General features: G+C 60.9%; 23 protein-coding genes. 10 read left to right on the top strand and 13 right to left on the bottom strand.

All coding sequences use genetic code 11. The features are described from left to right. Positions 1-56: 56 nt before the first annotated feature. The 3 genes from CQ009_RS25505 to CQ009_RS25515 all read left to right on the top strand — a co-directional run bounded on the left by CQ009_RS25505 (position 57) and on the right by CQ009_RS25515 (position 3191). Positions 57-1037 (top strand): GlxA family transcriptional regulator, encoded by a 981-nt coding sequence (locus tag CQ009_RS25505; RefSeq protein ID WP_105709072.1) that lies wholly within the window; start codon positions 57-59, stop codon positions 1035-1037. 299 nt (positions 1038-1336) lie between these two features. Beyond that, a complete protein-coding gene (locus tag CQ009_RS25510) occupies positions 1337-2446 on the top strand; it encodes a DUF3182 family protein (RefSeq protein ID WP_105709073.1) in 1110 nt (369 codons plus the stop codon). Beyond that, positions 2436-3191: a S9 family peptidase gene (locus CQ009_RS25515; RefSeq protein ID WP_064392230.1), complete on the top strand. Its 756-nt coding sequence runs from the start codon at positions 2436-2438 to the stop codon at positions 3189-3191. Before CQ009_RS25510 ends, CQ009_RS25515 begins: the two co-directional genes overlap by 11 nt. 87 nt (positions 3192-3278) lie before the next feature. Here the strand turns inward: CQ009_RS25515 and CQ009_RS25520 are convergent, their stop codons facing one another. From CQ009_RS25520 to CQ009_RS25535, 4 genes are read right to left on the bottom strand one after another with little or no spacing between them, the layout of a single operon-like run. Further along, positions 3279-4268 carry a lysylphosphatidylglycerol synthase domain-containing protein gene (locus CQ009_RS25520; RefSeq protein WP_105709074.1) on the bottom strand — a complete coding sequence of 330 codons (990 nt, stop codon included), beginning with the start codon at positions 4266-4268 and terminating at the stop codon, positions 3279-3281. Beyond that, positions 4265-5539: a cardiolipin synthase ClsB gene (clsB, locus tag CQ009_RS25525; RefSeq protein WP_064392227.1), complete on the bottom strand. Its 1275-nt coding sequence runs from the start codon at positions 5537-5539 to the stop codon at positions 4265-4267. Before clsB ends, CQ009_RS25520 begins: the two co-directional genes overlap by 4 nt. Continuing rightward, on the bottom strand, positions 5536-6333 hold the full coding sequence (locus CQ009_RS25530; RefSeq protein WP_105709075.1) for an endonuclease/exonuclease/phosphatase family protein: 798 nt from the start codon (positions 6331-6333) through the stop codon (positions 5536-5538). Before CQ009_RS25530 ends, clsB begins: the two co-directional genes overlap by 4 nt. After that, positions 6330-7256 carry a DUF72 domain-containing protein gene (locus tag CQ009_RS25535; protein WP_105709076.1) on the bottom strand — a complete coding sequence of 309 codons (927 nt, stop codon included), beginning with the start codon at positions 7254-7256 and terminating at the stop codon, positions 6330-6332. The genes CQ009_RS25530 and CQ009_RS25535 overlap by 4 nt, the downstream gene beginning before the upstream one ends. Before the next feature lie 411 nt (positions 7257-7667). On the opposite strand from CQ009_RS25535, the gene CQ009_RS25545 reads away from it, so the two are divergent. Then, positions 7668-9761, top strand: a complete 2094-nt coding sequence (locus CQ009_RS25545; RefSeq protein ID WP_105709078.1) for a mechanosensitive ion channel family protein — start codon at positions 7668-7670, stop codon at positions 9759-9761. A gap of 115 nt (positions 9762-9876) precedes the next feature. Here the strand turns inward: CQ009_RS25545 and CQ009_RS25550 are convergent, their stop codons facing one another. Continuing rightward, a complete protein-coding gene (locus CQ009_RS25550) occupies positions 9877-14163 on the bottom strand; it encodes a DEAD/DEAH box helicase (protein ID WP_105709079.1) in 4287 nt (1428 codons plus the stop codon). Positions 14164-14441: 278 nt separating this feature from the next. Here CQ009_RS25550 and CQ009_RS25555 point away from each other — a divergent pair, with 278 nt between their 5' ends. Both CQ009_RS25555 and CQ009_RS25560 read left to right on the top strand, forming a co-directional pair. Further along, positions 14442-15326: a sugar nucleotide-binding protein gene (locus CQ009_RS25555; protein WP_105709080.1), complete on the top strand. Its 885-nt coding sequence runs from the start codon at positions 14442-14444 to the stop codon at positions 15324-15326. Further along, positions 15319-16251, top strand: a complete 933-nt coding sequence (locus CQ009_RS25560; protein WP_064392216.1) for an NAD-dependent epimerase/dehydratase family protein — start codon at positions 15319-15321, stop codon at positions 16249-16251. Before CQ009_RS25555 ends, CQ009_RS25560 begins: the two co-directional genes overlap by 8 nt. Positions 16252-16727: 476 nt before the next feature. Here the strand turns inward: CQ009_RS25560 and CQ009_RS25565 are convergent, their stop codons facing one another. The 5 genes from CQ009_RS25565 to CQ009_RS25585 form a co-directional block, all read right to left on the bottom strand. After that, entirely contained in the window at positions 16728-17426 is a 699-nt protein-coding gene (locus CQ009_RS25565; RefSeq protein ID WP_064392214.1) for an OmpW family protein, read from the bottom strand. A gap of 223 nt (positions 17427-17649) precedes the next feature. After that, on the bottom strand, positions 17650-18168 hold the full coding sequence (locus tag CQ009_RS25570) for a DUF3299 domain-containing protein (protein WP_064392280.1): 519 nt from the start codon (positions 18166-18168) through the stop codon (positions 17650-17652). Between the two features lie 11 nt (positions 18169-18179). Next, positions 18180-19445, bottom strand: coding sequence for an ABC transporter permease (locus CQ009_RS25575; protein ID WP_105709081.1), 1266 nt, complete (start codon positions 19443-19445; stop codon positions 18180-18182). Between the two features lies 1 nt (position 19446). Further along, entirely contained in the window at positions 19447-20157 is a 711-nt protein-coding gene (locus tag CQ009_RS25580; protein WP_090286721.1) for an ABC transporter ATP-binding protein, read from the bottom strand. A gap of 136 nt (positions 20158-20293) precedes the next feature. After that, a complete protein-coding gene (locus CQ009_RS25585; RefSeq protein ID WP_105709082.1) occupies positions 20294-20893 on the bottom strand; it encodes a DUF2796 domain-containing protein in 600 nt (199 codons plus the stop codon). Positions 20894-21028: 135 nt separating this feature from the next. Here CQ009_RS25585 and CQ009_RS25590 point away from each other — a divergent pair, with 135 nt between their 5' ends. Further along, positions 21029-21388 (top strand): hypothetical protein, encoded by a 360-nt coding sequence (locus tag CQ009_RS25590; RefSeq protein ID WP_105709083.1) that lies wholly within the window; start codon positions 21029-21031, stop codon positions 21386-21388. Positions 21389-21476: 88 nt separating this feature from the next. Here the strand turns inward: CQ009_RS25590 and trxA are convergent, their stop codons facing one another. From trxA to CQ009_RS25605, 3 genes are all read right to left on the bottom strand, one after another. After that, entirely contained in the window at positions 21477-22349 is an 873-nt protein-coding gene (trxA, locus tag CQ009_RS25595; protein WP_105709084.1) for a thioredoxin, read from the bottom strand. Between the two features lie 156 nt (positions 22350-22505). Next, positions 22506-23162: a methyltransferase gene (locus CQ009_RS25600; RefSeq protein ID WP_105709085.1), complete on the bottom strand. Its 657-nt coding sequence runs from the start codon at positions 23160-23162 to the stop codon at positions 22506-22508. After that, complete coding sequence (locus CQ009_RS25605; RefSeq protein WP_064392278.1) at positions 23159-23623, bottom strand: YbaY family lipoprotein; 465 nt, start codon at positions 23621-23623, stop codon at positions 23159-23161. The genes CQ009_RS25600 and CQ009_RS25605 overlap by 4 nt, the downstream gene beginning before the upstream one ends. Before the next feature lie 128 nt (positions 23624-23751). Here CQ009_RS25605 and nrdR point away from each other — a divergent pair, with 128 nt between their 5' ends. From nrdR to CQ009_RS25620, 3 genes are read left to right on the top strand one after another with little or no spacing between them, the layout of a single operon-like run. Continuing rightward, on the top strand, positions 23752-24216 hold the full coding sequence (gene nrdR, locus CQ009_RS25610; protein WP_007910946.1) for a transcriptional regulator NrdR: 465 nt from the start codon (positions 23752-23754) through the stop codon (positions 24214-24216). Then, positions 24213-25346: a bifunctional diaminohydroxyphosphoribosylaminopyrimidine deaminase/5-amino-6-(5-phosphoribosylamino)uracil reductase RibD gene (gene ribD, locus CQ009_RS25615; RefSeq protein WP_105709086.1), complete on the top strand. Its 1134-nt coding sequence runs from the start codon at positions 24213-24215 to the stop codon at positions 25344-25346. Before nrdR ends, ribD begins: the two co-directional genes overlap by 4 nt. Before the next feature lie 47 nt (positions 25347-25393). Beyond that, the gene (locus CQ009_RS25620; protein ID WP_105709087.1) at positions 25394-26059 is read left to right on the top strand and encodes a riboflavin synthase; all 666 of its coding nucleotides are present in this window, start codon (positions 25394-25396) and stop codon (positions 26057-26059) included. The last annotated feature ends 31 nt before the right edge of the window (positions 26060-26090 follow it).

The raw sequence follows: 26090 nt of genomic DNA on the forward strand, positions 1-26090 counted from the left end.
GCTGACCAGCGAATCGAGGATTGGCCGCACCGACAATAAGCAGGGGAAAACTGACAATGGGCGTAGAAAGGGCCGCTGTCGCTGAACTGGGCATATTGATTTACCCCGGTGCGCAGATGGCGGCGGTGCATGGCCTGACCGATCTGTTCGCGGTGGCCAACCGGATTGCCGCCGAGTATCAGGCTGCGCAACTGCCGCTGCTGCGGGTCAGTCACTGGCAGATCGAAGGGGTTCAATCGCCCGAGCGGATTTATGACAGTCGTCCGGGCAGTGACAGCCATCTGCTCGCGGTGCTGATTCCGCCGTCTATCGGTGGTTTTTCTGCGGCGCAAATGCCGAGCGGTCTGTTGCAGTGGCTGCGCGATCAGCATGCTCGTGGGGCGACGCTTGGTGGCGTCTGCGTAGGCTCGCTGATGTTGGCTGAAAGCGGTCTGCTCGACGGCCGTAGCGCCACTACGCACTGGACGTCGGCCAAGGCTTTTGCCGAGCGTTATCCGAAGATCAAACTCAAGGCTGATACGCCCATTGTCGATGACGGGGATCTGATCACCACCGCTGGATTGATGGCGTGGTCAGAATTGGGCTTGCGTCTGGTTGATCGTCTGCTTGGGCCGAGCATCGCCACCGCCACTGCGCGATTTCTGGTGATCGAGCACAGCGACAGCGCGAGCGAGTGCGGGAGTAATTTCGCACCGATTCTGAGCCATGGTGACGCGCCGATACTCAAGGTTCAACATTGGCTGCAAAGCACTGGCGCGACGGATGTTTCGCTGACGACAATGGCCGAGCGGGCGGGGCTGGAGGAGCGCACATTCCTGCGCCGTTTTCGCGCGGCGACGGGGTTGAAGCCGACCGAGTATTGTCAGCACTTGCGGGTGGGCAAGGCGCGGGAAATGCTCGAGTTCTCCAATGGCACCATCGATCACATTGCCTGGACGGTCGGCTATCAGGATCCAGGAGCGTTTCGCGCGATCTTCAAGAAAATCACCGGGCTGGCGCCGAGTGATTATCGGGCGCGGTTTGGATTATCCCGTTAGTCAGAAACAACCCAGTACCTGTGGGAGCGGGCTTGCCCGCGATTCGATCTCACAGTCGGACGAGTCGGTGACTGAACCACCGCTATCGCTGGCAAGCCAGCTCCCACAAGGTTCTCCGGCGGTTTATGGATCGTGCAATTTGCCGGGGTTTTGCGGGCCGTCGTGCAGTTTGAAACAGGCGTGATGCCAGCACCTTTCGGGCAAGTTTCTGATTGGTCTATGATTTTCCTAGAGCAGTCGTTGGCCTGATCTCTGCACCTCTCACCGCTACAGTCATCGAACCGATGGAAGGGGGACGCATGACCCCGACACCCCGCAAAAAAATCGTCGTCGCCCACTCGGTGCGTGCCGACGCGCCGCAGCATGAAGTGCAAACCAACAAGGCGCTGGCCCGCTGGCTGGCGCAGATTATCGGGTTGAAATTCGGTGGCAGTTACGACCCGGAAAAACATCGCGGCCGTGATCTGTATCTGCTGCCCACGCAAACCATCGTCGGCGCTGCCCAGGCCCAGGCGCTGGGCATCAAGGGCCCGGAAGATCTGTGGGGCGGCTTTGTCGAACATGACTTCATTTGCACCAAAGCCATCAGCCACGGTCTGCGCAGCCATTTGGCCACAGCGCCACAAGGCTGGTCGCCGCTGTTCAGCGAACGCACGCGCAATGTGGTCCTCGACGGTCTCAGCGTGTTTGCTCTGGAAGATGCACGGCCCGCTGCCGAGCACTTGCTGTACAGCGGGCCGATTCGTCTGAAGCCGATTCACGCCTGCGCCGGTCGCGGTCAGGAAGTTATAAAGAGTCTGGACGCCTTCGACGAAGTCCTCGCCCGTCCCGACATTGAAAAATACTTCAGTGAGGGCGTAGTGCTGGAGCAGGACTTGAGCGACGTGGTCACTCACAGCGTCGGCCAGTCATTCATCGGCGACAAAGTGTTGAGTTATTGTGGTGATCAATACTTGACCAAAGACGCCCACGATGAAGAGGTTTATGGCGGCTCGAACCTGCTGGTGGTGCAGGGTGGCTATGACGATCTGCTGGCGCTGGATTTACCGGACGATGTGCGCCTGGCCATCGAACAGGCGCAGATTTTCGACAGTGCCGCCGACGAAGCCTACCCACGTTTCTACGCCTCGCGCCGCAACTACGACATCGCCCAAGGGCTGGACAACAACGGCAAAACCCGCAGCGGTGTACTCGAACAATCCTGGCGCATGGGTGGCGCCAGCAGCGCTGAAGTCGCCGCGCTGCAAAGTTTCGTCAACGACCCGGGGATGCGCGCGATTCGCGTGTCTTCGGTGGAAACCTACATCGATCAACCGCTGCCGGCGAATGCCATCGAGGTGTATCGCGGCCCGGCCGAAAACAGTGAATTTCTCCTCAAATACGTAACGGTCAAATCCTATGACGGCTAGAAGCGAAAGCATTCAAATCGACATTGATGATGAACAGATGAGCGGGACCTTTCTCAGTCCCAAATCGAAAGTCCCGGGAGTGTTGTTTGTCCACGGTTGGGGCGGTAGCCAGGAGCGCGATCTGGAGCGAGCCAAAGGTATCGCCGGTCTCGGTTGTGTATGTCTGACGTTCGACTTGCGCGGGCATACCGGCGGCACCGGAATTCCGCTGACCCGCGTCACCCGCGAAGACAACTTGCGCGATCTGCTCGCGGCGTACGACCGCTTGCTGGCGCATCCGGCGCTCGATACCTCGGCAATCGCCGTGGTCGGCACCAGTTATGGCGGTTACCTGGCATCGATCCTTACGTCATTGCGCCCGGTGCGCTGGCTGGCGTTGCGCGTGCCAGCGCTGTATCGCGATGAGCAATGGCACACGCCCAAACGTGAGCTGGACAAGGCCGATTTGCGTGATTATCGAAGCACGCTGGTGCGCGCCGACAGCAACCGTGCGCTGCATGCGTGTTCGCAGTTCACCGGGGATGTGTTGCTGGTGGAGTCGGAAACCGATGACTACGTGCCCCACGCGGCGATCATGAGTTACCGCGCGGCATGCCAGCAGACCCATTCACTGACGCACCGGATTATCGACGGCGCCGATCATGCGCTGAGCGAGCCGGTGTCGCAGCAGGCGTATACCTCGATTCTGGTGGACTGGATTACCGAGATGGTTGTTGGTGAGCGGTTGAGCATTATCCAATCCTGAAGATCAAGAGATCGCAGCCTGCGGCAGCTCCTACAGGGAAAATGCATTCCAACTGTAGGAGCTGCCGCAGGCTGCGATCTTTTGATCTTAATGCCTCGGTTTCTTCTCTATTCGCAGCGCCTTGGCCTTGGCCTCAACCACCAAATACATCACCACTGTTATCAACAACGGCAATAGAAAATAAATCGCCCGATACGCCAGTAACCCCGCCACCAGACTGCCGCGCGAAGCTTCGTGTTGCAGCAACGCCACAAACACCGCTTCCAGCACGCCAAGACCTGCCGGAATGTGGGTGATGACCCCGGCAATCGCACTGATCAACAGCACCCCCAGCACCAACGGGTAGTCGAGCTTGCTCGGCAGCAAGGTGAAAATCACCGCCGCCATCAACGACCAGTTCAATGCGCCCAGCAACAGTTGCAATACCGCCATGCGCAGCGACGGCAGATTGATCTCCACACCGCGAATCGACCATTCGCGGCGCTTGGAAAACTGGCACGCCGCAAGATAGCCCGCGCTGATCAGCAGCAGTAAAACGCCGATGCCTTGCAGCGCGGTGCTGCTGACTTTCCACCCCGGCGGCATGCTCACCAGACCGCTGCTGAACACCACGCCGGCAATGGTCATGTAGCCAAACCAATTGGTCGCCAGGCTCAGGCCGAGGATCTTGGCGATGTTGCTTTTGCTCACCCCAAGGCGCGAGTAGAGCCGATAACGCATGGCAATGCCGCCGACCCACGCGCTCAGGTTCAAATTGAATGCGTAGCTGATGATCCCCACCGGCAGGATCTGTTTCCAGGTCAGATCCTGGCGAATGTAGGTGCGTCCGATCAGGTCGAAGCTGGCGTACACCAGAAAGCTCAACAACGTCAGGCTGGCCGCGATGATCAGCGTGCGCACTTTTAAGTCGGCGAGGGTCTGCAGCACTTCGGCCCATTCAATGCGCGTGGCGAACATCGTCAGCAACACGATCAGTGCGAGAAAAAACAGCAGCGTCAGCGGGCGTTTCCAGCGACTCCATTTCGAGTGCGTCGCAGGCGTCGAATGCTGGGCGGAATGCACCTCGGAATGGCTCATGAGCGGTCACCTCGAAACGGCTTGAGCCTTGGTTTGTGCGCCGGCAGCCAACCGGCCATTGCCGGGAAGTGCCGCAGAAAGTGGAAGACCAGAAACCCCACGGTCATGTGCCAGATCCGCCCGCGTGGCGACTTGCTCGCATCCATGGCCTTGCAGTGATTCTGGCTGAGGTCTTCGAGGCGCTCGAACAAGTGCTGATTGAAGGCGCGGTCGCGAATCAGCACGTTGGCTTCCAGGTTCAGCGACAAGCTCAACGGGTCGAGGTTGCTCGAACCGACGGTGCTCCATTCGTCATCGACAAGCGCGACTTTGCCGTGCAGCGGGCGCGCACAATATTCGTCAATCTGCACTCCGGCCTTGAGCAAATAATCGTAGGTCATGCGCGCCGCGAGTTTGGCCACCAGCATGTCTGGCTGCCCTTGCAGAATCAGTCGCACCTCGACACCACGTCGCGCCGCATTGCGGATTTCCCGCAGCAAGCGGTAACCGGGGAAGAAATACGCGTTGGCGATCACCACGCGGCGTTTGGCGCGGCGCAGCACTTGCAGATAAACGTCTTCGATATCGGTGCTGTGCTGGTCGTTGTCGCGGAACACCAGACGTACCTGACCGTCATGGTCGTCGAAAGCCATTTCGGCGCGGCGCTGGCGGCGGCGCTGCCACCAGAACCGCGCGCGGCCCGGGCGACCACTTTGCAGCAGGGCGAAATGGTGGATGTCGGCCACCGCCGGGCCCTGAACTTCCACCGAGTAATCCTGCTTGGCTTCGGGGCCGAAATCGGCCAGGTGATCGCCGGAAAAATTGATTCCACCGATGAACGCGACCATGCCATCGACCACGACGATTTTACGATGCAGACGGCGAAACCAATTGGTGCGGATGCCCAGCCGTTTGGGGGCCGGATCGAAGATCTGCAAATGCACGCCGGCCGCACTCAGCGCGGTGAGATAGCCGGTGGTCAGCTCGCCGCAGCCAAAGCCGTCGAGGCTGACGGTGGTGCGCACGCCGCGCTTCGCCGCATCAATCAGAATCTCCTGCAGTTCGGCGCCGACCTTGTCTTCGAAAACGATGAAGGTCTCCAGGAGGATTTCACTTTTCGCCGCGCGCATGGCCTCGAACACGCGAGGGAAATACTCCTCACCGTTTTCCAGCAGCTGCACATGATTGTTGCCCTGCCAGCGATATTCGACATCGACTTGGCCGGGCTCGCGTATCGGTGGGGTGATAGCTATCGGTTCCACGGCGGATTTCTCCAGCGGCGCGCTGTTCATAGTTCGATCTCCACCGATAACGGTGCGTGGTCGGAAAGGTGGGACCAGGGCCGGTTGGCAAGGACTTTCGGCTGACTGGCTTTAAGGTTGCGCACGTAGATGCGGTCGAGGCGCAGGGTCGGCAAACGTGCGGGGAAACTGCGTGCCGGTTTGCCGTGATGCTCGGCGAAGACTTCGCGCAGGCCACAAGGTGTGAGCAGCGCATCGGCGCGTTGGCGCCAGTCGTTGAAGTCGCCAGCGACGATCACTGGCGCGTCGTCCGGCAACTCGGCGAGGCGTTCGCCGAGCAGCTTCAATTGGGCGTTGCGATGGCTTTCGCGCAGGCCCAGATGCACGCAGATCGCATGGATTTCTGTGCCGTCACCGGGCAAGCGCAGCACGCAATGCAACAGGCCACGGTTCTCGTGGCCGCTGATCGACACGTCGAGGTTGTCGTGGCGGATGATCTGGAATTTTGACAGCAAGGCATTGCCGTGATCGCCCTCCGGGTACACCGCGTTGCGCCCGTAAGCGAACTGCGGCCAGAGGCTGTCGGCAAGGAATTCGTACTGCGGCATCGTCGGCCAGTTGCTGTAGCGCTTGGGATGGTGCTCGTGGGTGCCGTGAACTTCCTGTAAAAACACCACGTCGGCGGCGACGCTGCGCACCGCTTCGCGCAATTCCGGAAGAATGAAGCGCCGGTTTAGCGCAGTGAAGCCCTTGTGGGTGTTGACCGTCAGCACGGTGAACGTACGTACCGAAGGCGCGACCACCGAGCCTTCATCAGTGAAACCGACCGGTTCCGGAATACTCATGCCAGCACTCCTTGCGCAGCGGGTTCGCCGGGGACGGTGGCGAGGTCTCTGTCCAGTTCGAAACGTTGCAAAAGATCGCGGGCGTCGTACGGCGCGCGGACTTTGATGTCGTTGTCGAAATAGCAGAATACTTCGCGGGATTTGCGTGGGCGCGGCTTCAGGCGTGGCGCAATCAAATGCGCATCTTTCGGTTGTTCGCCGTGATGCCAGGCGTCGATGCGCTCGGCCCAGCGTTTAAGGGCTGGCGCGGTGTAGCCGCTGGCGTAAAGCTCTTCGGCACCGTGCAAGCGCAGGTAGACGAAGTCGCTGGTGAGGTCTTCGCGGTAGGGCCATTTGTTTGCGGTGTCGGCGATTACCAGTGCGGTGTTGTAGCGCTTCAGCAGTCGGACGAAATCGGGATCAAGGAAGCTGTCATTGCGGATCTCTACGGCATGGCGCAGCGGCTTTTTGCGCCAGGCTTTCATGCTCGCGTGACCGTGCAGGTGCGAGTCATGTTGATGGGCGAGGGCAGCGGCCGCTTCGGTGTCGTGGGGCAATAGCGCGAGGAAATGCTCAAAGCGCTCAGGCTCGAATTTGAAGTTTGGCGGGAATTGCCAAAGGATCGGCCCGAGCTTTTCCTTGAGTTCCAGAATCCCCGAGGCGAAGAAATTCGCCAGCGGTTTCTCGATGTCACGCAAGCGGCGGATGTGGGTGATGAAGCGCGGCGCCTTGACGCTGAAGACGAAGTCGTCAGGCGTTTCGGCGTACCACTGTGCATAACGTTCGGGTCGTTGCAGGGCGTAGAACGATCCATTGATTTCGATGCTGTTGACCGCCCGCGACGCAAATTGCAATTCGCGCTTTTGCGCCAGTCCCTTGGGGTAAAAGTCCCCGCGCCACGGTGCGTAGCGCCAGCCGGAAATACCGATGTGAATCGTCGCCATGCCGCCCTCCCGTCGAAAGTCCTCGTGTTGCCGGTATCTTTTGATGACTGCGGGCGGGCCGGGAAAGTTTCGATGGCGTTACGGACGGTCACGTCCAAGGCGAAGATCAAAAGCGCTCCCCCTCACCCCAACCCTCTCCCCCAAGGGGGCGAGGGGGAAGGGAGCAGATCTTCAGTGTATTCAGGACTTGAGTTCGACTCCGGATTTGTTGATCGTTCCCACGCTCCGCGTGGGAACGCCTCAATGGACGCTCCGCGTCCGCTTTTGGGGCGCAGAGCGTCCCTAGTCGCATTCCCACGCAGAGCGTGGGAATGATCTGGGTTCGCGGTGGTGCTCTGTGAGGGTGCTCTTGAACTTGCTGGGCAATTACCGATCAGTTCCTTACAGGTTCAGCCACGGGAGATCGGAGTTTTGCTCAAGTTCAGGATCGCCATTCTGCTGGGAGCACTGTTGTTTCTCGGCGCCAGTGAAATCGACGCCGCCGCATTGCCGGGCATCCCGGCCGCCACCGAGGAGGCGGCAAAGCCTGAGCCCATCGTGCAGGGCGGTCTGCTCGGTGCGATCAGTTCGAGCATCGACGACGTCCAGGACAAACTCGACATCAACGAACACCTGGTCGACGCCTGGCGCCTGCGCGCCGATCGCGCCGCCGATGAAGTCGACAAACTGGTCAATCAACCGTCGAACCGCTCGGGCTGGAGCGTCGCCGGGGATTTCCTTAGTCTCTCTGGAACTTGGCTCGGCAGTTTTGCGCTGCTCACCGTACTCGGCAGTTTGTTGGCCAACCGTATGCGTGGAGGTCGCTGGTTGCGCACCCGTCAGCGCAGTCAGGATCTGATCGGCTACTTGTTGCCGTACACCGTGCCGGCGCTGATCTGCCTGCCGCTGACGCTTTACGTCAGCCACTTTCTGCCAGCTTCGGTCGGACGTGCGCTGGCGCTGTGTCTGGCCTACGCGACCAGCAGCGGCATCTTTTCCACGTCGATGTTGTTGTGCGTGGTGGTGATGTTCAATGTCGGGCACAAACGGCCCGCTGCACGCATCATCCGCAATTATTGTCCGCGACCATTGTTCCTGATCGGCTTCCTCGCCGCCCTCAGCGATGCGCTGACCAGCCCGCAAATCGCCCGTCAACTGGGCGGCAATATCACCAGCAGCGTCGCCGTGTTTACCGGCCTGATCGCCTCGGTGATTTTCGGACTGTTGGTGATTCGTCTGCGCCGTCCAGTGGCCCATCTGATTCGCAACCGTTCGCTGGCTCAACGTTTGAAACAGCCCTCCTTGCAGGAGTCACTGCGGATTTTTTCCGGACTGTGGTATTGGCCGATTGTGTTGATGGTGCTGGTCTCGGCGGTGAATCTGATCGGCATCGGCGAGGACAATCAAAAAGCCCTGCGCTGCGCGTTGTTCACCACGGTGCTGCTGATCGGCACGGTGTTTCTCAGCACGATTCTGCAGCACTTGTTCAAGTCACGAAAAGCCGAGGCGATCCAGCGCAGCAGCGCCTATAAGGAACGCTTCCTGAGCCTGTTGCATGCCTTGCTACGGATCGTCATCGCGGTTGCCTTCATCGATATCCTCGGACGGATCTGGGGCGTGTCGCTGCTTGATTTCGCCCAGAGCAGTACAGTCGGGCGAGCAATCAGTAACGCGCTGAGCAGCATTGGTCTGATCTTTCTGGTGACGTGGCTGTTGTGGGTGGTGCTCGACACGGCGATTCAGGAAGCACTGAAGCCACCAGTCAGCAAGCGCGGCGCTCGCCAGCCAAGTACGCGGGTGAAAACCATCCTGCCGCTGCTGCGCAACGCGATCAAAATCATCCTCGTGGTGATCTGTGCGATCACCACCATGGCCAATCTGGGGATCAACGTTGCGCCACTGCTGGCCGGGGCCGGGGTGGTCGGTCTGGCCATCGGTTTCGGTTCGCAGCAACTGGTGCAGGACGTGATCACCGGGTTGTTCATCATCATCGAAGACACCTTGTCGATTGGCGATTGGGTGGTACTCGATTCGGGCCATGCCGGCACGGTCGAAGGGCTGACCATTCGTACCCTGCGTCTGCGTGACGGTAAAGGTTTTGTGCACTCGGTACCGTTCGGCCAGATCAAGGCTGTGACCAACCAATCGCGGCAGTTTGCCTTTGCGTTTTTCTCTGTGCAGTTCACTTACGACACGGATGTGGACAAGGCCATCGAGCTGATTCGTGAGACCGGCGATTCGATCCGCGAAGACCCGTTCCTCAAGTACAACCTGCAAGGGCCGCTGGATGTGTTTGGCGTGGACAGGATGGATTTGAACGGCGTGGTGCTCACGGCGCAATTCCGCACCGTGTCGGGTGGGCAGTATGCGGTGAGCCGGGCGTTCAATCAGCGTTTGAAGAAGCTTGTGGATAACACCGAGACGGTGCATTTCGCGCAGACTTATCCACAGCAGGTTTTGTTGCCGAAGCGTTCGCAGGGGAGTGAGGTGGTGGTGAGCGAGGTGCCACATGAATCGAGGACTTAATATCGGGTTTTGTGTTGGTAATACTGGCGTCATCGCGAGCAGGCTCACTCCTACCTTTGGAATGCGTTCCCCTGTAGGAGTGAGCCTGCTCGCGATAGCACCAGAACAGCCGACATCAATGCCGGATCAATTTGCTGCGCACCTGCTCCATCGCGATCTGATCCAGCACCAGCCAAAATTGCGGCTTACCGGCAATCTCCGCCGCCGCCGGCAAACCATCCCGATACACCAACCGATTACTCACCAGCGCCGGCACTTTCACCCCCGGCAACAACGTCCCGGCGAGGTTCAGCGGATCAGCCCCGCACACCGCAACCAGACTGCCGTCCTGTGGCCGCCGACGTACTTCGCGTAAAAGTGGAATCGCCTCCGGCAAGGCAAACTGTTCCCCCGCCAAGCCACTGACAAACCGTCCACCACGAATCTCGCCGCGCGCTTCCAGTCGATGAAACGTGCGCAGCAATTCCCGCCAACTTGGCAACCAGTCCGCCTCACGCTCCAGCAAGCGCCAGAACACCACGCCATAGCGGCGCAGCAAGGTCATGGCGACATGTTCCAGGGTTTCGCTGTTATCCACAGCTGCCCCGCGCCGCAGCAAGGCCCAGCGCCCGGCATCATCCATGCCGCCTACAAACGCGCCGCGCCCGCGACGACTGCTGCGCTGCTGGCGTTTGCTCGCCGGGGTGATCAGCGCACGCAGGCCAGCGAAGCTGTCGGCATTCACCAGCCCGGCACCGACCAGTTCCTGCAGAGCGATTTCCAGCTCGGTGCGCAGCAGATGCGCCTCATGAATCAACTCATCGAAAAACAGCGCGCCGTGCTGACTCAACGCTTCAAAGACCTTCTGGGTTTTCGGCGACAGTTCGCTCACGGACGTCTGTTCGGCCAGCGCACTCCACAAGCCAACCTGACTGCGCGGCAGCAACACGATGGGCGTACTGCGCAACGCCGTGCCGCTGATTTTTTGCCGGGCACTGAGGCGCGTCCACACCAGTTTGCCGTTGCGGCACAGCTCATCCAGCCAGCTCGGCGAATAGTCCTTGAGCCGCGCCGGCAGAATGTCGCTGTCCCACGCCGAAGCTGCCGCTGCGTAGCCTTCGAACTGGCTGACAATCGCCGGCAACACCGCGCCGCCCTGGCCCCGCGTCGAAGGCGAGAGATGCTGCCAGTCGAACAGAAATCGCATGAAATCCTGCAAAGCCACCGGTTCGATTTCCCGGCGCAGACGCTTGACCGTGTAGCGATGAATACGCGCGAGCAGGTGACGTTCGCACCATTCTTCGATGTTCAGTTTCGGCGTGAATTGACCGCGCAGGACATAGCCTTCGCGCTCGAGTTGGGCGAGCGCTTGGTTGACTTGAGTGGTTGGCAGCCCCAGCGGTTCGGCGATAGCGGTTAACGGCAACGGGCCGAAAGCACCGAGCCGTGCGCGGATCACTTCGACCAATGCCTCATCGTACGTCCAGGTTTCATCGAATCCCGGCAAGGCCTCCAGCCCGGGTTGCAATTTAGCCTGTGGATAAAGTGCTTGCAGGCAGGTCAGGCGCTCGCGGGCCAGCCATAAACAATGCTCGGAATCGATCTGCAAACGGCAGGCGCGGCCGCTGCTGGCCAAGGTTTCCAGCCATTTGCGCCAGCCTTCGTTCGCTTGCACCTCATCCTCGCTGATGCACGCCAGACTCATCAGCGCCTCATGCATTTCATCCACAGCGTTCGGCGTCGGCCAGGCTTCTTCGCGCACGGCGTTTATCGCGTCTGCATCCAGCGCACCGAGATCATCAGTCGATTGCGGATCGCTCCAGCGGCGGTTGATCACCGCTTGAGTGCGACGTTCTTCCAGCGGTGCATCGTCGAGAAAAGCGTACGGCCGAGCACTGAGAATTTCCGCCGCGAGCGGTGAGGGCGCTGGCAGATCGCGGCTGATCAAACGCACCTCGCCACGCTCCATGCGCCGCAGCAGATTGAGCCAGCCTTCGCTGTCCATCGCCTCGTGCAGGCAGTCGTCGAGGGTTTGCTCGATCAATGGATGCTCGGGAATTTCGCGTTCGCCGGCGAGGTTTTCCAGGCAGGCGATCTGATCGGGAAACACGCTGGCAATCAGGTCTTCGCTTTTCATCCGCTGCAACTGCGGCGCGACTTTGCGCCCGCCGGTAAAGCGCGGCAATGCCAGCGCCACACCGGCGTTCCAGCGCCAACGCACGCCGAACAGCGGCGCATCGAGCACCGCTTGAATGAGGATCTGCTCGGCGCTGTTGCTGTGCAGGTAGCGCCAGATCTCATCGAGTTCAAAGCTGTGGCTGGTGGACAGCGACAGGACGATCGCGTCTTCACTGGCAGCGGCCTGCAATTCGAAGTTGAAGGTGCGGCAGAAGCGCTTGCGCAGGGCCAAACCCCAAGCGCGGTTGACGCGACTGCCGAACGGCGAATGAATGATCAGTTGCGTGCCGCCGGACTCGTCGAAAAACCGTTCCATCAGCAAAGTATCTTGCGAGGGCAGGGCGCCGAGGGTCTGCCTGGCGCGGGCGAGGTATTCGACCAGTTGCTCGGCGCTGGCGCGGTTGAGACCGAGGGTCTGTGTCAGCCAGTCGAGCGCTGGTTGCAAGTCTCCGGGGCTGGCGCCGAGCAGTTCGTCGAGTTGCGCTTGCAGGCGTGCCACGGCGAACGACAGTTCATCGCTGCGCCCCGGCGCTTCGCCGAGCCAGAAGGGAATGGTCGGCGGCTGGCCGTGGGCATCCTCGACTCGAACCTTGCCGGTTTCCACACGCAGGATGCGGTAGGAGGTATTGCCGAGCTGGAACACATCGCCGGCAATGCTTTCCACGGCGAAGTCTTCGTTGACGCTGCCGATGTTCAGGCCTTGCGGCTCAAGCATCACGCTGTAATCGGCGTTGTCGGGAATGGTGCCGCCGCTGGTCACGGCAGCGAGTTTCGCGCCACGGCGGCCACGCAAGGTGCGGCTGACGGCGTCGCGATGCAGATAAGCGCTGCGGATGCCCTGACGACCGTTGTAGCCTTCGGCGAGCATGCTCAGCAGCGCTTGATAATGTTTTGCATCGAGATCGCGATAGGGCGAGGCCTGGCGGAACATCGCCAGCAAATCGTCTTCTGGCCATTCCTGACAACTGACTTCGGCGATGATCTGCTGCGCGAGCACATCCAGCGGCGCGACAGGAATGTGCAGGGTATCGAGTTCGCCACGGCGCACGCAGTCGAGCAGGGCGGCACATTCGATCAGGTCGTCGCGGGTGGTGGCGAACAGCCGACCTTTCGGCGTGCCACCGACCTGGTGACCGGAACGGCCGACGCGTTGCAGAAACCCGGCGATGGAGCGCGGCGAAGCGATCTGACAGACCAGATCGACTTCACCGATATCGATACCCAGTTCCAGCGAGGCGGTGGCGATCAACACCTGCAACTCGCCACGCTTGAGGCGTTGCTCGGCGTCGAGGCGAAACTCCTTGGCCAGACTGCCGTGGTGCGCGGCTACCGCATGCTTGCCGAGGCGTTCGCTGAGGTGTCGGCTCAGGCGTTCGGCCAGGCGCCGGGTGTTGACGAAAATCAGCGTGGTGCGATGCTCGCGGGCCAGTTCGGCGAGGCGGTCGTAGACCCGCTCCCAAACGTCGTTGGCCATGACTGCCGACAACGGCACGGGCGGGACTTCGATGCCAAGATCCCGGGGGCGGGCGTGACCAATGTCGATGATTTCGCAGGGGCGACCATGACCGACCAGAAATTGCGCCACGGCTTCAACCGGTTTTTGCGTGGCGGACAGGCCGATGCGGGTCAGCGGTTCGGCGCACAAGGCCTGCAGGCGTTCAAGGCTCAGGGCCAAGTGACTGCCGCGTTTGCCGGCGGCCATCGCGTGGATTTCGTCGATGATAACTGTGCGCGTGGTGCCGAGCATTTTTCGCCCGGAGTCGGAACCGAGCAGCACGTACAGCGATTCCGGGGTGGTCACCAAAATGTGCGGCGCGTTTTTGCGCATGGCCGCGCGTTCTTTTTGCGGGGTGTCACCGGTGCGCACGGCGGTGGTGATGTGTACTTGCGGCAGGTTCATCTGCCGCAACTGTTCGGTGATCCCGGCCAGCGGGTTTTGCAGGTTGATGCGGATGTCGTTGGACAGCGCTTTCAGCGGCGAGACATAAACGACGAGCGTTTCATCGGGCAGGCTGTCGGGGTTTGCCAGGCCTCGGTGGACGAGGTCGTCGAGCACGGCGAGGAACGCGGTCAGGGTTTTTCCCGAGCCGGTGGGTGCGGCGATCAGTGTCGAGCGGCGCTGGCGGATCAACGGCCATGCGCGGGCCTGGGCGGCGGTGACCGTCGGGAAGGTCTTGCTGAACCAGGCGCTGACGGCGGGGTGAAAGCCTGCCAGGGCCGCGTTCGTGGGGATGGGCAGATTCATGGCTTAAGTTATGCGGGCGCAGGGGGGAAGATGCAAGTACCGTTCGGGCCTCATCGCGAGCAGGCTCACTCCTGCAGGGGAATGCATTTCAATTGTAGGAGTGAGCCTGCTCGCGATGGCGCCAGTCGAAGCGCTACAAATATCCGGGATGTACACTTTACGGATGACGGTTGCGCACTAAACCCGCAAAATGCAACGATTCCGGCAATTATCGGCGACGGTTCCACAAGGTCTGTCGCTAAAGCCATCGTTCCAACCAGACTGGGCCTGCTGACTCTATGCGAATGCGCCTTATGTTACTGGGCGGCGGAAATGCCCTTGGGCAGGCGCTGATTCGCCTCGGTGCAGAGGAAGACATCGGTTTCCTCGCCCCCCGCCCGCCCGAAAACGGCTGGGATGCCGCGAGCCTGACCCAATTGCTCGACGACACCCGTCCCGATGCGTTGATCAACCTCGCCTACTATTTCGACTGGTTCCAGGCCGAGACCGTCAGCGAAACCCGGATGGCCGGGCAGGAACGTGCAATCGAACGTCTGGCCGAACTGTGCCAGCACCACAACATTGTCCTCGTGCAGCCCTCCAGCTATCGGGTGTTCGACGGCTCGCGTGCGACTGCTTACAGCGAAAAAGACGAACCGGTGCCGCTCGGTCTGCGCGGTCAGGCCTTGTGGCGTATCGAACAGAGCGTTCGCGCGACGTGCCCGCAGCACGTGTTGCTGCGTTTCGGCTGGCTGCTCGATGACAGCGCCGACGGCACCCTCGGGCGTTTCCTCGCCCGCGCCGAGCATCCGGAAGAATTGCTCCTGGCCGATGACCGCCGCGGTAATCCGACCCCGGTCGACGACGCTGCGCGGGTAATCATTTCGGTGCTCAAGCAACTCGATTGCGCCGCGCCGCTGTGGGGCACTTATCACTACGCCGGCCACGAAGCGACCACCCCGCTGGCGCTGGGCCAGGCGATTCTGACCGAAGCGCGCAGCCTGCACGCCCTGGCCATCGAAGCGCCGACCGCACAGGCTCACGCCGCGCGCCCGGACGCAGCCGAAGAGCCGCAACACGCAGTGCTGGCCTGCAAGAAAATTCTGCACACTTTCGGGATCAAGCCGCGCGCCTGGCGTGCTGCGCTCCCGGCTTTACTGGATAGGTTTTATCGCCATGGCTGAAGGCCCTGTTTTAATCACCGGCGGCGCCGGTTTCATCGGCTCGCACCTGACCGACGCCTTGCTTGCCAAGGGCCATTCGGTGCGCATTCTCGATGACCTGTCGACTGGCAAACGCGCCAACCTGCCGCTGGACAATCCCAAGGTCGAGCTGATTGTTGGCGATGTCGCCGACGCCGCACTGGTCGCGCAAGCGATGCAGGGTTGCAGCGCTGTGGCGCACTTGGCCGCCGTGGCCTCGGTACAGGCCTCGGTGGATGATCCGGTAAAAACCCACCAGAGCAATTTCATCGGCACGCTGAATGTCTGCGAAGCGATGCGCCAGACCGGGGTCAAACGCGTGCTGTACGCCTCCAGCGCGGCGGTGTATGGCAACAACGGTGAAGGCCAGTCGATCGACGAAGACACGCCGAAAGCGCCGCTGACGCCGTATGCCTCGGACAAACTGGCCGGTGAGCACTACTTCGATTTCTATCGTCGCCAGCATGGTCTGGAACCGGCGATCTTCCGTTTCTTCAACATCTTCGGCCCACGTCAGGATCCGTCCTCGCCGTACTCCGGGGTGATCAGTATTTTCAGCGAGCGCGCACAAAAAGGACTGCCGATCACCGTGTTTGGTGACGGCGAGCAGACGCGGGATTTCCTCTACGTCGAGGATCTGGTCGATGTGCTGGTACAGGCGATTGAAAAGCCTGAAGTGGACGTCGGTGCGGTGAACGTCGGCTGGAATCAGTCGATGAGCCTCAAGCAGATGCTCGAAGCCCTGCAAGCGGTGGTCGGTGAATTGCCGCCCATCAGTTATGGGCCGGCGCGTTCCGGCGATATCCGTCACTCGCGGGCGGACAACGCTCGCTTGCTGGAGCGCTTCAAGCTGCCAGAGCAGACGCCGATGAGTGTGGGTTTGGCGCGGTTGCTCGGTCGCTACTGAAAAGCCCCCTCACCCTAACCCTCTCCCTGAGGGAGAGGGGACTGATCGAGGTGTACTTTCGAGTTACGCCGACGTGAAATACCGAGTCGAACTCAGGTTTTGAAGACACCACAAATCGGCTCCCTTTTCCCTCTGTCATTGGGAGAGGGTGCTCACCGAGGCGTTCGGATGAGATACACCGAACTGAGGTATCGAGTCGAACTCGGATTTGAAAAGCACACAAATCGGCTCCCTTTCCCCCTCTCCCTGAGGGAGAGGGCTGGGGTGAGGGGGAGATCCAACTCACGCCACAGGTTTCCAGCAGACATGAAAAAGGCGCCCTTTGACAGGCGCCTTTTTCACGGCCGGAATTTGTCGCCATTCCTGTGGCGAGGGGATGTTATCCCCCGATCAACTGCGTACGGTCGCCGTCAGTTCTAAGCCTGCTCACCACCAAGCCTCATTCACCACCACGTGAACGTTCGGTAAAAATCAGCTTAGAACTTATAGCCCAGACCGACCATGTAGATGAACGGATCGACATCGACGTTCACCCTTGCGCGGGTGCCCGGAGCGACGGCGTTGTTTTCCACAGTGGCGCGGGTATCGATGTCGATGTAGCGCACTTGGGCGTTGAGCATGATGTTGTCGGTCAGCATGTAATCCGCACCGACCTGCCAGGCCAGACCCCAGGAGTTTTTCGCCTTGAAGTTGCTGAAGCCTGCAGTCTGCGCTTCGCTGCCGACGTGCTCGTCATAGATCCAGGTGTAGTTGATACCGCCGCCAACGTAAGGCTGGAAGGCCGACTTCGAATCCAGCGGGTAGTAGACGACGCTGAGGGTCGGCGGCAAGTGCTTCAGTGTGCCGAGCTTGCCGTTCGCGGCTGGGAGGGCAGTGCCCTTGAGCTTGACGTCATGCTCGAACGGCGTCGCCGCGAGCAATTCGAGGCCGACGTGATCGGTGAGCATGTAGGCGAAGTTCAGACCCAGTTGGGTATCGCTGCTCATGGTCGCCTTGCCGCCGAGATTGGTGCCACTCAACGGACCCTGATCGACCTTGACGCTGGAGCTGTCAGCCTTCGGGTTGACGGTGATTGCACCGGCGCGGATGAGGATGTCACCGGCCTCGTGGGCGTGGGCGAGCGGGGCTGCGAGCGCGAGGGCAAACAGCGAAGCACTGAGCAAGGACTTGTTCATGGGGGCTCCGAAAGGACGTTAGAAATGTCTGATGTCCTATGGTACGAAGCCAACTGATACGGTCTTTTGACGCAGCTCAATGAAACAGTGAAGGGGGCGGGTTTCTGTGGAACCTTTGCCGACCCCATCGCGAGCAAGCTCGCTCCCACCCTGGAATGTGATCACCTGTGGGAGCGAGCCTGCTCGCGAAGACGATGGATCAATCAACACAAAACCGCCGGATTCACTCCGGCAGCTCATACACATAAATCTTGTCCGCATCCATCTGATACCCGGCATCCGCCAGTTCGCTGCTTGATGCCTTGACCTGCAACGGTCCCTCGACCCAGTACGGCTGATACAGCTCATCAAGCTTCACGCCCAACTCGCTTTTGACATGCACGATCTGGTTCGACGGTGGTGGCGGCACGTGGATGCAGGCGCCGAAATACGGCACCAGCAAAAAGTCCGTGGTGCGTCCTTCTTCGTTGACTTCCAGTGGCACGATGTAGCCCGGCAAACGAATGGTCTGCCCGTCGAGTGACTGCACCACCGGCGCATTCGGCAGATCCTGCTTCGCCGCTGGCGCGGACTCGGCAGACAACGCATCGCCCATCTTCGACAGGTCGTGCAGCGGCGTCATGTTCGGTACTTCCGGCGCGGCGTCCGGCGGAATCATTTCCGACCACGTCAGGTCTTTCGGCGCCGCTGCCCACACGGGCAGGGCGACCAGCAACAGCAGCGCAAGTGCAGCGCGGGGCATGGTGAACATCCTCATAAACGGATCGACAGGCCATCGGCCAAGGATTGGCGATAAGCGCGCCAGGCCGGCACGCTGCCCATCAGCAGCGCGGCCGCCAGAATGCCACCGAGCAGCGTCCATTCATACTCGCTCGGCCACGCCAGCGGCAGATACAAACCGTAATTGGCCTGCACGTAACCCTGCGCGGCGGCGATGCCGATGTACAGCAACGCCAGACCTGCGATGACGCCGGTCAGTGCCAGCGCGAACGCCTCCAGCACCAGCAGGCTCGCGATGTGCCACGGCCGCGCTCCGACCGAGCGCAGAATCGCCATCTCGCGGCGACGTTCGTTGAGGCTGGTGAGAATCGCCGTGAGCATGCCGATCAATCCGGTCAGCACGACGAACAACGACACCACGAACAACGCTTTTTCAGCGGTGCTCATCAGGCTCCACAACTCCTGCAACGCCACCCCCGGCAGGATCGCCAGCATCGGTTCGCCACGGAATTCATTGATTTCGCGTTGCAGTGCAAACGTGGAAATCTTGCTGTTGAGGCCGAGCATGAACGCGGTGATCGCTTGCGGCGTCAGGTCCATGTTGCGCGCCTGATCTGCGCTGATCCGCCCGTTGCCTCGGGCCGGCACGCCGTTGTGCCAGTCGATGTGAATCGCCTCCATGCCACCGAGGCTGATGTGCAGTGTGCGGTCGACCGGGGTGCCGGTGCGCTTGAGGATGCCGACCACGGTGAACGGTTTGTCATCGTGCTTGACCAGACTGATCGCCGCCACGCCGTGGGCCAGCACCAGTTTGTCGCCGAGTTTGTAATGCAGCGCATCGGCCACTTCCGCGCCGAGCACCACTTCAAACGGATCGGTGGCAAACGCGCGACCGTCGGCGAGTGCCAGATGTTGCTGGCGACCGTACTGGTAATGCTCGAAATAGGCTTCGGTGGTGCCCATCACCCGGTAGCCGCGATGGGAATCGCCGAGGGACATCGGGATCGCCCACTTCACTTTCGGGTTGTTGGCAAAGTGTTCGAAGCTGTCCCAGCGGATGTTGTTGGTGGCGTTGCCGATGCGGAACACCGAGTACAGCAACAGGTTTACCGAACCGGAGCGAGCGCCGACGATCAGGTCGGTGCCGCTGATGGTGCTGGCGAAACTGGCTTTGGCCTCGGTGCGCACCCGTTCTACGGCGAGCAGCAGGCAGACCGACAGGGCGATGGCGAATGCCGTGAGCAAAGCGGTGAAGCGGCGGTTGGCCAGGCTGGCCATGGCCAGACGAAACAGATACATCTCAGACCTCGGCAGACGTGGCGGCGCGATTGAGTTCGGCCAGGGACAGATGACGGTCGAACAGCGGCGCCAGGCTCTGGTCGTGGCTGACGAACAACAGGCTGGAACCGGCTTCGCGGCATTCGGCGAACAATAGGCGAATGAAGTTTTCCCGGGCGTCGTAGTCAAGGGCCGAGGTCGGTTCGTCGGCGATAACCAGCTCAGGCTGACCGATCAAGGCGCGGGCAGCGGCGACGCGTTGTTGTTGGCCGATGGACAGCGAGTCAGCGCGACGGCTGAGTAGGCTTTCATCCTTCAGGCCCAAGTGGGCGAGGAGGGTGGCAGCGGCTTGGTCGACGCTGCCGTGGCGCTGTTTCGCCCGTTGCGCGCGCAGTTTCGAGAAGTGACACGGCAACTCGACATTCTCGCGTACCGAGAGAAACGGCAGCAGGTTGAACTGCTGGAAGATGTAGCCGGTGTGATCGACGCGGAAGGTGTCGCGGGCGCCGGCGGAGAGTTCGGTGAGTTCCTGGCCGAGCAGGCGAATGCTGCCGCGACCGGGCTTCTGCACGCCGCCGAGCAGGCCGAGCAGGGTGGTCTTGCCGCTGCCGCTGGGGCCTTTGAGGAACAGGGTTTCGCCGGCTTCCAGACGAAACGCCGGGATGTCCAGCAACGGCGGGTGGCCGGGCCAGTTGAAGCCCAGGTCGGACAGTTCGATGAGTGCTTGGGTCATGGCACCAGTTTCAAAGTTGTAGACAGAACCCCTGTAGGAGCTGCCGAAGGCTGCGATCTTTTGATCTTGGCTTTTACAATCAAAAGATCGCAGCCTCGTTTCACTCGACAGCTCCTACAGGAGATTTACGGAGTGATCAGAATTTCAGCGCGGCAGCCTTGGCCGTCACTTCGGTACCTTGCTGGCCGTTCGTGCTGATCAGTTGTACCTGAATTTTCTGCGTGGCCGGGAAGGTCTTGAAGACGTTCGCCAGATCCAGGGTCTTCAACGCACCTGGTGTGGTACAGCTGAATTGGTAATGCGCATGGATTTCGCTGTGGTCGTGGTGATGCTCGTGGCCGTCCTTGTCCGCTTCATCGTCGTCATGGTCGTCGGCATCCGGCTTGTCACCGAACAGCGGGCTCTCCAGTTCCTGGCTGATCACTGTGCAGCCGGCAGCAGACGGCAGGCTGAACAGGGTCAGCGGCTTTTCCAGTTGCGCACGGGCGGCAGCGACTTTGGCCTTGTCGGCATCCGTGGTGGCGGCGTGTTCGAAACCGACGAGGTTCATTGCCGGGCTTTCCAGCTCAAGCTCCAGGGTCTGGCCATCAAGCGCGGCATTCAGACGGCCGACGCCATGTTCATGCGCGCCAAGGCTGCCGTGTTCATGATCGTGATCGTGGTCATGCTCATCAGCCGCGTGGGCGATGGCCAGCGGCAACAGGGCAAACGGCAAAGCGAGCAGCAGACGACGCATGGAGGTCTCCGGGAAGTAAAGTGAAGAGTTTGTTATGTAATCTTATAACGAAAGTCCGCAGAGTTTGCCCGTGCGCTTGGCGTTGCACAAGTCCCGTGGGAGCATGCAGGTCATAAATGTGCGGGAGCGAACTCAATGTTGCGGATACGCGGAACCGTCGGCGACGTGCCGGTGGACTTGACGGTGGAACTGGATGACAACGACTGGGCCAGGCTCGGTTCGGCGCTGAATGCGCAGGCACCGATCACCCAACCTGAGGTCGCCGCGTCGGCGCCAGCGGCGAAACCGCTGAATCAGGACGACGCGTTGTGGCAGGTGGCCAAGGATCTGTTGCGCAAGGCCGGGCAACTCAGCGGGCCGGATCTGCTTGATCAGCTTGAAGGACTGACGGGCAGCGCGGCGGCGGGCAAGCGCTTGCTGGTACGCCTGCGCCACAGTTCGGACGTTAAAGTGGTGAGCGGCGGGGATACGCCGCTCTACAGCTGGATCGAGTGAACCGCAAAAGATCGCAGCCTGCGGCAGCTCCTGCAAGGGTGTACACGATCCCAATGTAGGAGCTGCCGCAGGCTGCGATCTTTTGATCTTAATAAAGCGCAGCAAACATCTTGCGGCGGTACACCGTCACCAGCGGATGATCATTGCCCAGCAACTCGAACACCTGCAGCAAGGTTTTGTGCGGCAGACCTTCGCCATAGTTGCGGTTGCGGATGAACAGCTTCAGTAGTGCATCCAGCGCCGCTTCGTACTGCTGACGCGCCAGTTGCTGGATCGCCAGTTGATACACCGCTTCATCGTCCTGTGGATCTTTCGCCAGCCGCGCTTTCAGGTCGGCGGCATCCGGCAGATCACGCGCCAGGCCAAGGAATTTGATCTGCGCCTTGGCGCCGGCCAGTGCGGCTTTGTGCTCATCACTCTTGACCGCATCCAGCACGGTTTGCGCTTCGCCCAGTTCGCCGCGTTCAGTCAGGCAACGGGCATAGAGAATCAGCGCCTTGGCATTGGTGTTGTCTTCATTGAGCATCACCACCAGCGCCGCTTCGGCATCGGCGTAACGACCGTCATCGAACAACGCCTGAGCCTGCTCGAACGGATCGGCTGCGGCCGGTGGTGGCATCTGCACATGTGGCTCAAGCAGGGCGCGCACGGCGGATTCCGGTTGTGCACCGGCAAAACCGTCGACCGGTTGACCGTCCTTGAACAGCACCACGGTCGGCAGGCTGCGAATGCCGAAGCGGGCGACGATGTCCTGCTCGATGTCGCAGTTGACCTTGGCCAGCAGCAATTCGCCCTGATAGCTCTCGGCAATGCCTTGCAGCATCGGCATCAGCGCCTTGCACGGCGCACACCATTCGGCCCAGAAATCCACCAGCACCGGTTTGTTGAAGGAAGCCTCGATCACCGACTGGTCGAAATCGGCCGTCGTGGCGTCGAAGATGTACGGCGTTTGCTCACTCATGGGGGATCTCGTCAAAGCGTTAATGAACGCACTATAAGCGGTGGCGCAAAAGATCGCAGCCTTCGGCAGCTCCTACAGGTTCAGTGTCCGCCCGCAATATGGACGACAAAACCGATCACTGTAGGAGCTGCCGAAGGCTGCGATCTTTTAACGATTTCAATCACGCCGCGCGTGGTACAGGCTGACATGCCGAAATTCCTCAGGCTCCGCCAGATCCGGCAACGTCATCGCCTCAAGCATTTCAATGCGCTCATACAACGGATGCCGAAAATCCCGAACCCGAGAATCCGCCACCAACGCCTCTCGCCCACGGCTTAAAAACGCATCGAGTAACGGCAGATTCGCCCGGTCATACAACACGTCAGCCACCAAAATCAGATCGAACCGGTCGGCCTCGGCAAAGAAATCCGTCGAATAGCTCATCTCGACATTATTCAGCGCGGCATTCGCCCGGCACGCGGAAATAGCCAGCGGATCGAGATCGCAGGCTACCACCTCCAGCGCCCCGGCCTTAACCGCCGCGATCCCGGCAATCCCGGAACCCGCGCCGAAATCCAGCACACGCTTGCCGCGCACCCACTCCGGGAACTCGTCCAGATAGCGCGCCACCGCCAGACCGCTGGCCCAGCAGAAACCCCAATAGGGTGGCTCGTGCAGAATTCGCTGGATTTCGTCCTGACTGAATTGGCGATCCATGTTGTCGCCATCGATCAACCACAGCTGCAATTCGGTGTCCGGCAACGCACAGACCTTGAGTCTGGCGTCGCCGAGCAGTTCACCTAACGCCTGTTGCAGGTCGAGCGGTGCCGTCATGGTGCTTTGACAAATTGCAGTTGGCCCAGCGCCTGAGTGGTCGGCTGGGTGATGGTTTGCGATGGCAGATGCAGGATCAACTGGCCGGACTGGCTGGCGCGACCGCGCAACTCAACCCGCGCACCGGCCGGGAAGGCGTCCGGGTTGAAACGCAGGCGGAACGGTAGAACCTGGTTGTTGCCGATCAGGCTGGAACTGGCGAGCAATTGTTGCGGGCGATCCTTTGCATCGATCACCAGCAACGCCAGCTCGACTTCGGCACCGGCCGGCACGCCCTGAAGGGTGCCACTCAATTCGCGTTGATAGGCGGGCAGCGGGCCAAGCTCGGCGGCCTCTTTGGCTTTTTTCTGCGCCTGTTGCGGCGCGGGGCCTGGCGTCGGCGGCTGAGGCTTGGGTGCATCGCTGCCACAGGCCACCAGCAGGCTGAAAAGACTGAGCAAAACGAGCGGACGTAACGGCATTGGATGCTCCAGCAAAATGAAATCCATGGATCAAACGATCATGCCGTTCTGTATACCGCAAAGCCTATGGCTTGTCTTGCCACCGGGATGCGCTACCATGGCCCTCCCTTTTTTTGTTGCCAGCCACCATGCACTGTCCCTTCTGCGGTGCCAACGACACCAAGGTCATCGACTCGCGTCTGGTCGCCGAGGGCGAACAGGTGCGCCGCCGGCGTGAATGCCTGGCCTGCGGCGAACGTTTCACGACGTTCGAGACGGCCGAACTGGTGTTGCCGCGCCTGATCAAAACCGACGGCAGCCGCCAACCGTTCGACGAAGAAAAACTCCGTGCCGGCATGCAACGCGCCCTGGAGAAACGTCCGGTGAGCGTCGAGCGCCTCGAATCCTCTCTGGTTCACATCAAGCACAAGCTGCGCGCCACCGGCGAGCGCGAGGTCAAATCCCTCGTGGTCGGCGAACTGGTCATGGCCGAGCTGCAAAAGCTTGATGAAGTCGCCTACATCCGTTTCGCTTCGGTGTACAAGCGCTTCCAGGACCTCAACGAATTCCGCGAAGAAATCGACCGCCTCGCCCGCGAACCGGTGAAAGAATGACCACCGTCGCCGAGCAGGCCATCCTCGACGCCCACTTCATGGCGCGTGCGCTGGAACTGGCGCGCAAAGGTCACTACACCACCCATCCCAATCCTCGGGTGGGTTGTGTGGTGGTGCGCGACGGGCAGATTGTCGGCGAAGGCTGGCATCAACGTGCCGGCGAACCGCACGCTGAAGTCCATGCGTTGCGCGCCGCCGGTGAGCTAGCCCGAGGCGCGACCGCTTATGTGACCCTCGAGCCGTGCAGCCACCATGGCCGCACGCCGCCGTGCGCCGATGCGCTGGTGAATGCTGGCGTAGGCCGCGTGGTCGCAGCGATGCGTGACCCTAATCCGCAGGTTGCCGGACGTGGATTGCAGCGCCTGGCCGATGCCGGCATCGCCACTGAAAGCGGTGTACTGGAAGCTGAAGCGCGCAAGCTCAATCAAGGTTTTCTGAAACGCATGGAACACGGCTTGCCGTTCGTGCGGGTCAAGTTGGCCATGAGCCTCGACGGTCGTACAGCGATGGAAAACGGCGAGAGCCAATGGATCACCGGCCCGGCCGCACGTTCAGCCGTACAGCGTCTGCGCGCTGAGGCCGCCGTGGTGCTGACCGGTGCCGACACGGTACTGGCCGATGGCGCGCGTTTGACTGTGCGGGCCGATGAATTGGGTCTGGATACCGAACAAACCGCATTGGTCATGAGCCGTCCGCCGCTACGCGTATTGATCGACGGCCGCCTACGGGTGCCGCTGGATGCGCCGTTCTTCAAGGCCGGCCCGGCGTTGGTCGCCACCTGTGTCGCGATCGAAGAGCAATACGCTCACGGTCCCGAGTGCCTGATCGTGCCGGGTGAGGACGGGCAGGTCGATCTGCATCAATTGCTGATCGAACTGGCCGGTCGCGGCGTCAACGAAGTGCTGGTCGAGGCGGGCCCACGTCTGGCCGGCGCCTTTGCTCAGTTGGGTCTGGTCGATGAGTTCGTGATCTTCATCGCCGGCAAGTTTCTCGGTTCCACGGCGCGTCCATTGCTGGACTGGCCGCTGGCCCATATGAAGGATGCGCCGGAGCTGAAAATCACTGAAATTCGCGCGGTGGGCGATGACTGGCGAGTCACTGCCAACCCTGTCCTTTCGGCGAGCGTATAATTCCCGGCCATCGCGTTAGCGCTGGCTCAGTTCTCAAGGAGAACCCCATGTTTACCGGCATCATCGAATCCATCGGCAGTATCCGCGCATTGACCCCAAAGGGCGGTGATGTGCGGGTCCACGTCGCCACCGGCAAGCTCGACCTGAGCGACGTCAAACTCGGCGACAGCATCGCGGTCAACGGCGTCTGCCTGACTGCCGTTGAACTGCCAGGCGACGGCTTTGCCGCCGACGTCAGCCGTGAAACCCTCGACTGCACCGCCATGAATGACCTGAAAAGCGGCAGCCCGGTCAATCTGGAAAAAGCCCTGACCCCGACCACCCGTCTCGGCGGGCACCTGGTCAGCGGTCACGTCGACGGCGTCGGCGAAATCGTCGCGCGCAGCGACAATGCCCGCGCCGTGGAATTTCGCATCCGCGCGCCGAAAGACCTGGCCAAGTACATTGCCCACAAAGGCTCGATCACTGTCGACGGCACCAGCCTGACCGTGAACGCCGTCGATGGCGCCGAGTTCATGCTGACGATCATTCCGCACACCCTGAGCGAAACCATCATGGCGTCGTACACGCCAGGTCGCCGGGTGAACCTGGAAGTCGATTTGCTGGCACGTTATCTGGAGCGTCTGCTTTTGGGCGACAAGGCCGCAGAGTCGACATCCGGCGGCACGATCACTGAAAGCTTTCTGGCCCAAAACGGCTACCTCAAATCCTGAAGCTCTAAATTCGAAAGAAGGGGGGTGCCTT

This window comes from Pseudomonas sp. MYb2, assembly GCF_002979955.1.
In the GTDB taxonomy this organism is placed as follows: domain Bacteria; phylum Pseudomonadota; class Gammaproteobacteria; order Pseudomonadales; family Pseudomonadaceae; genus Aquipseudomonas.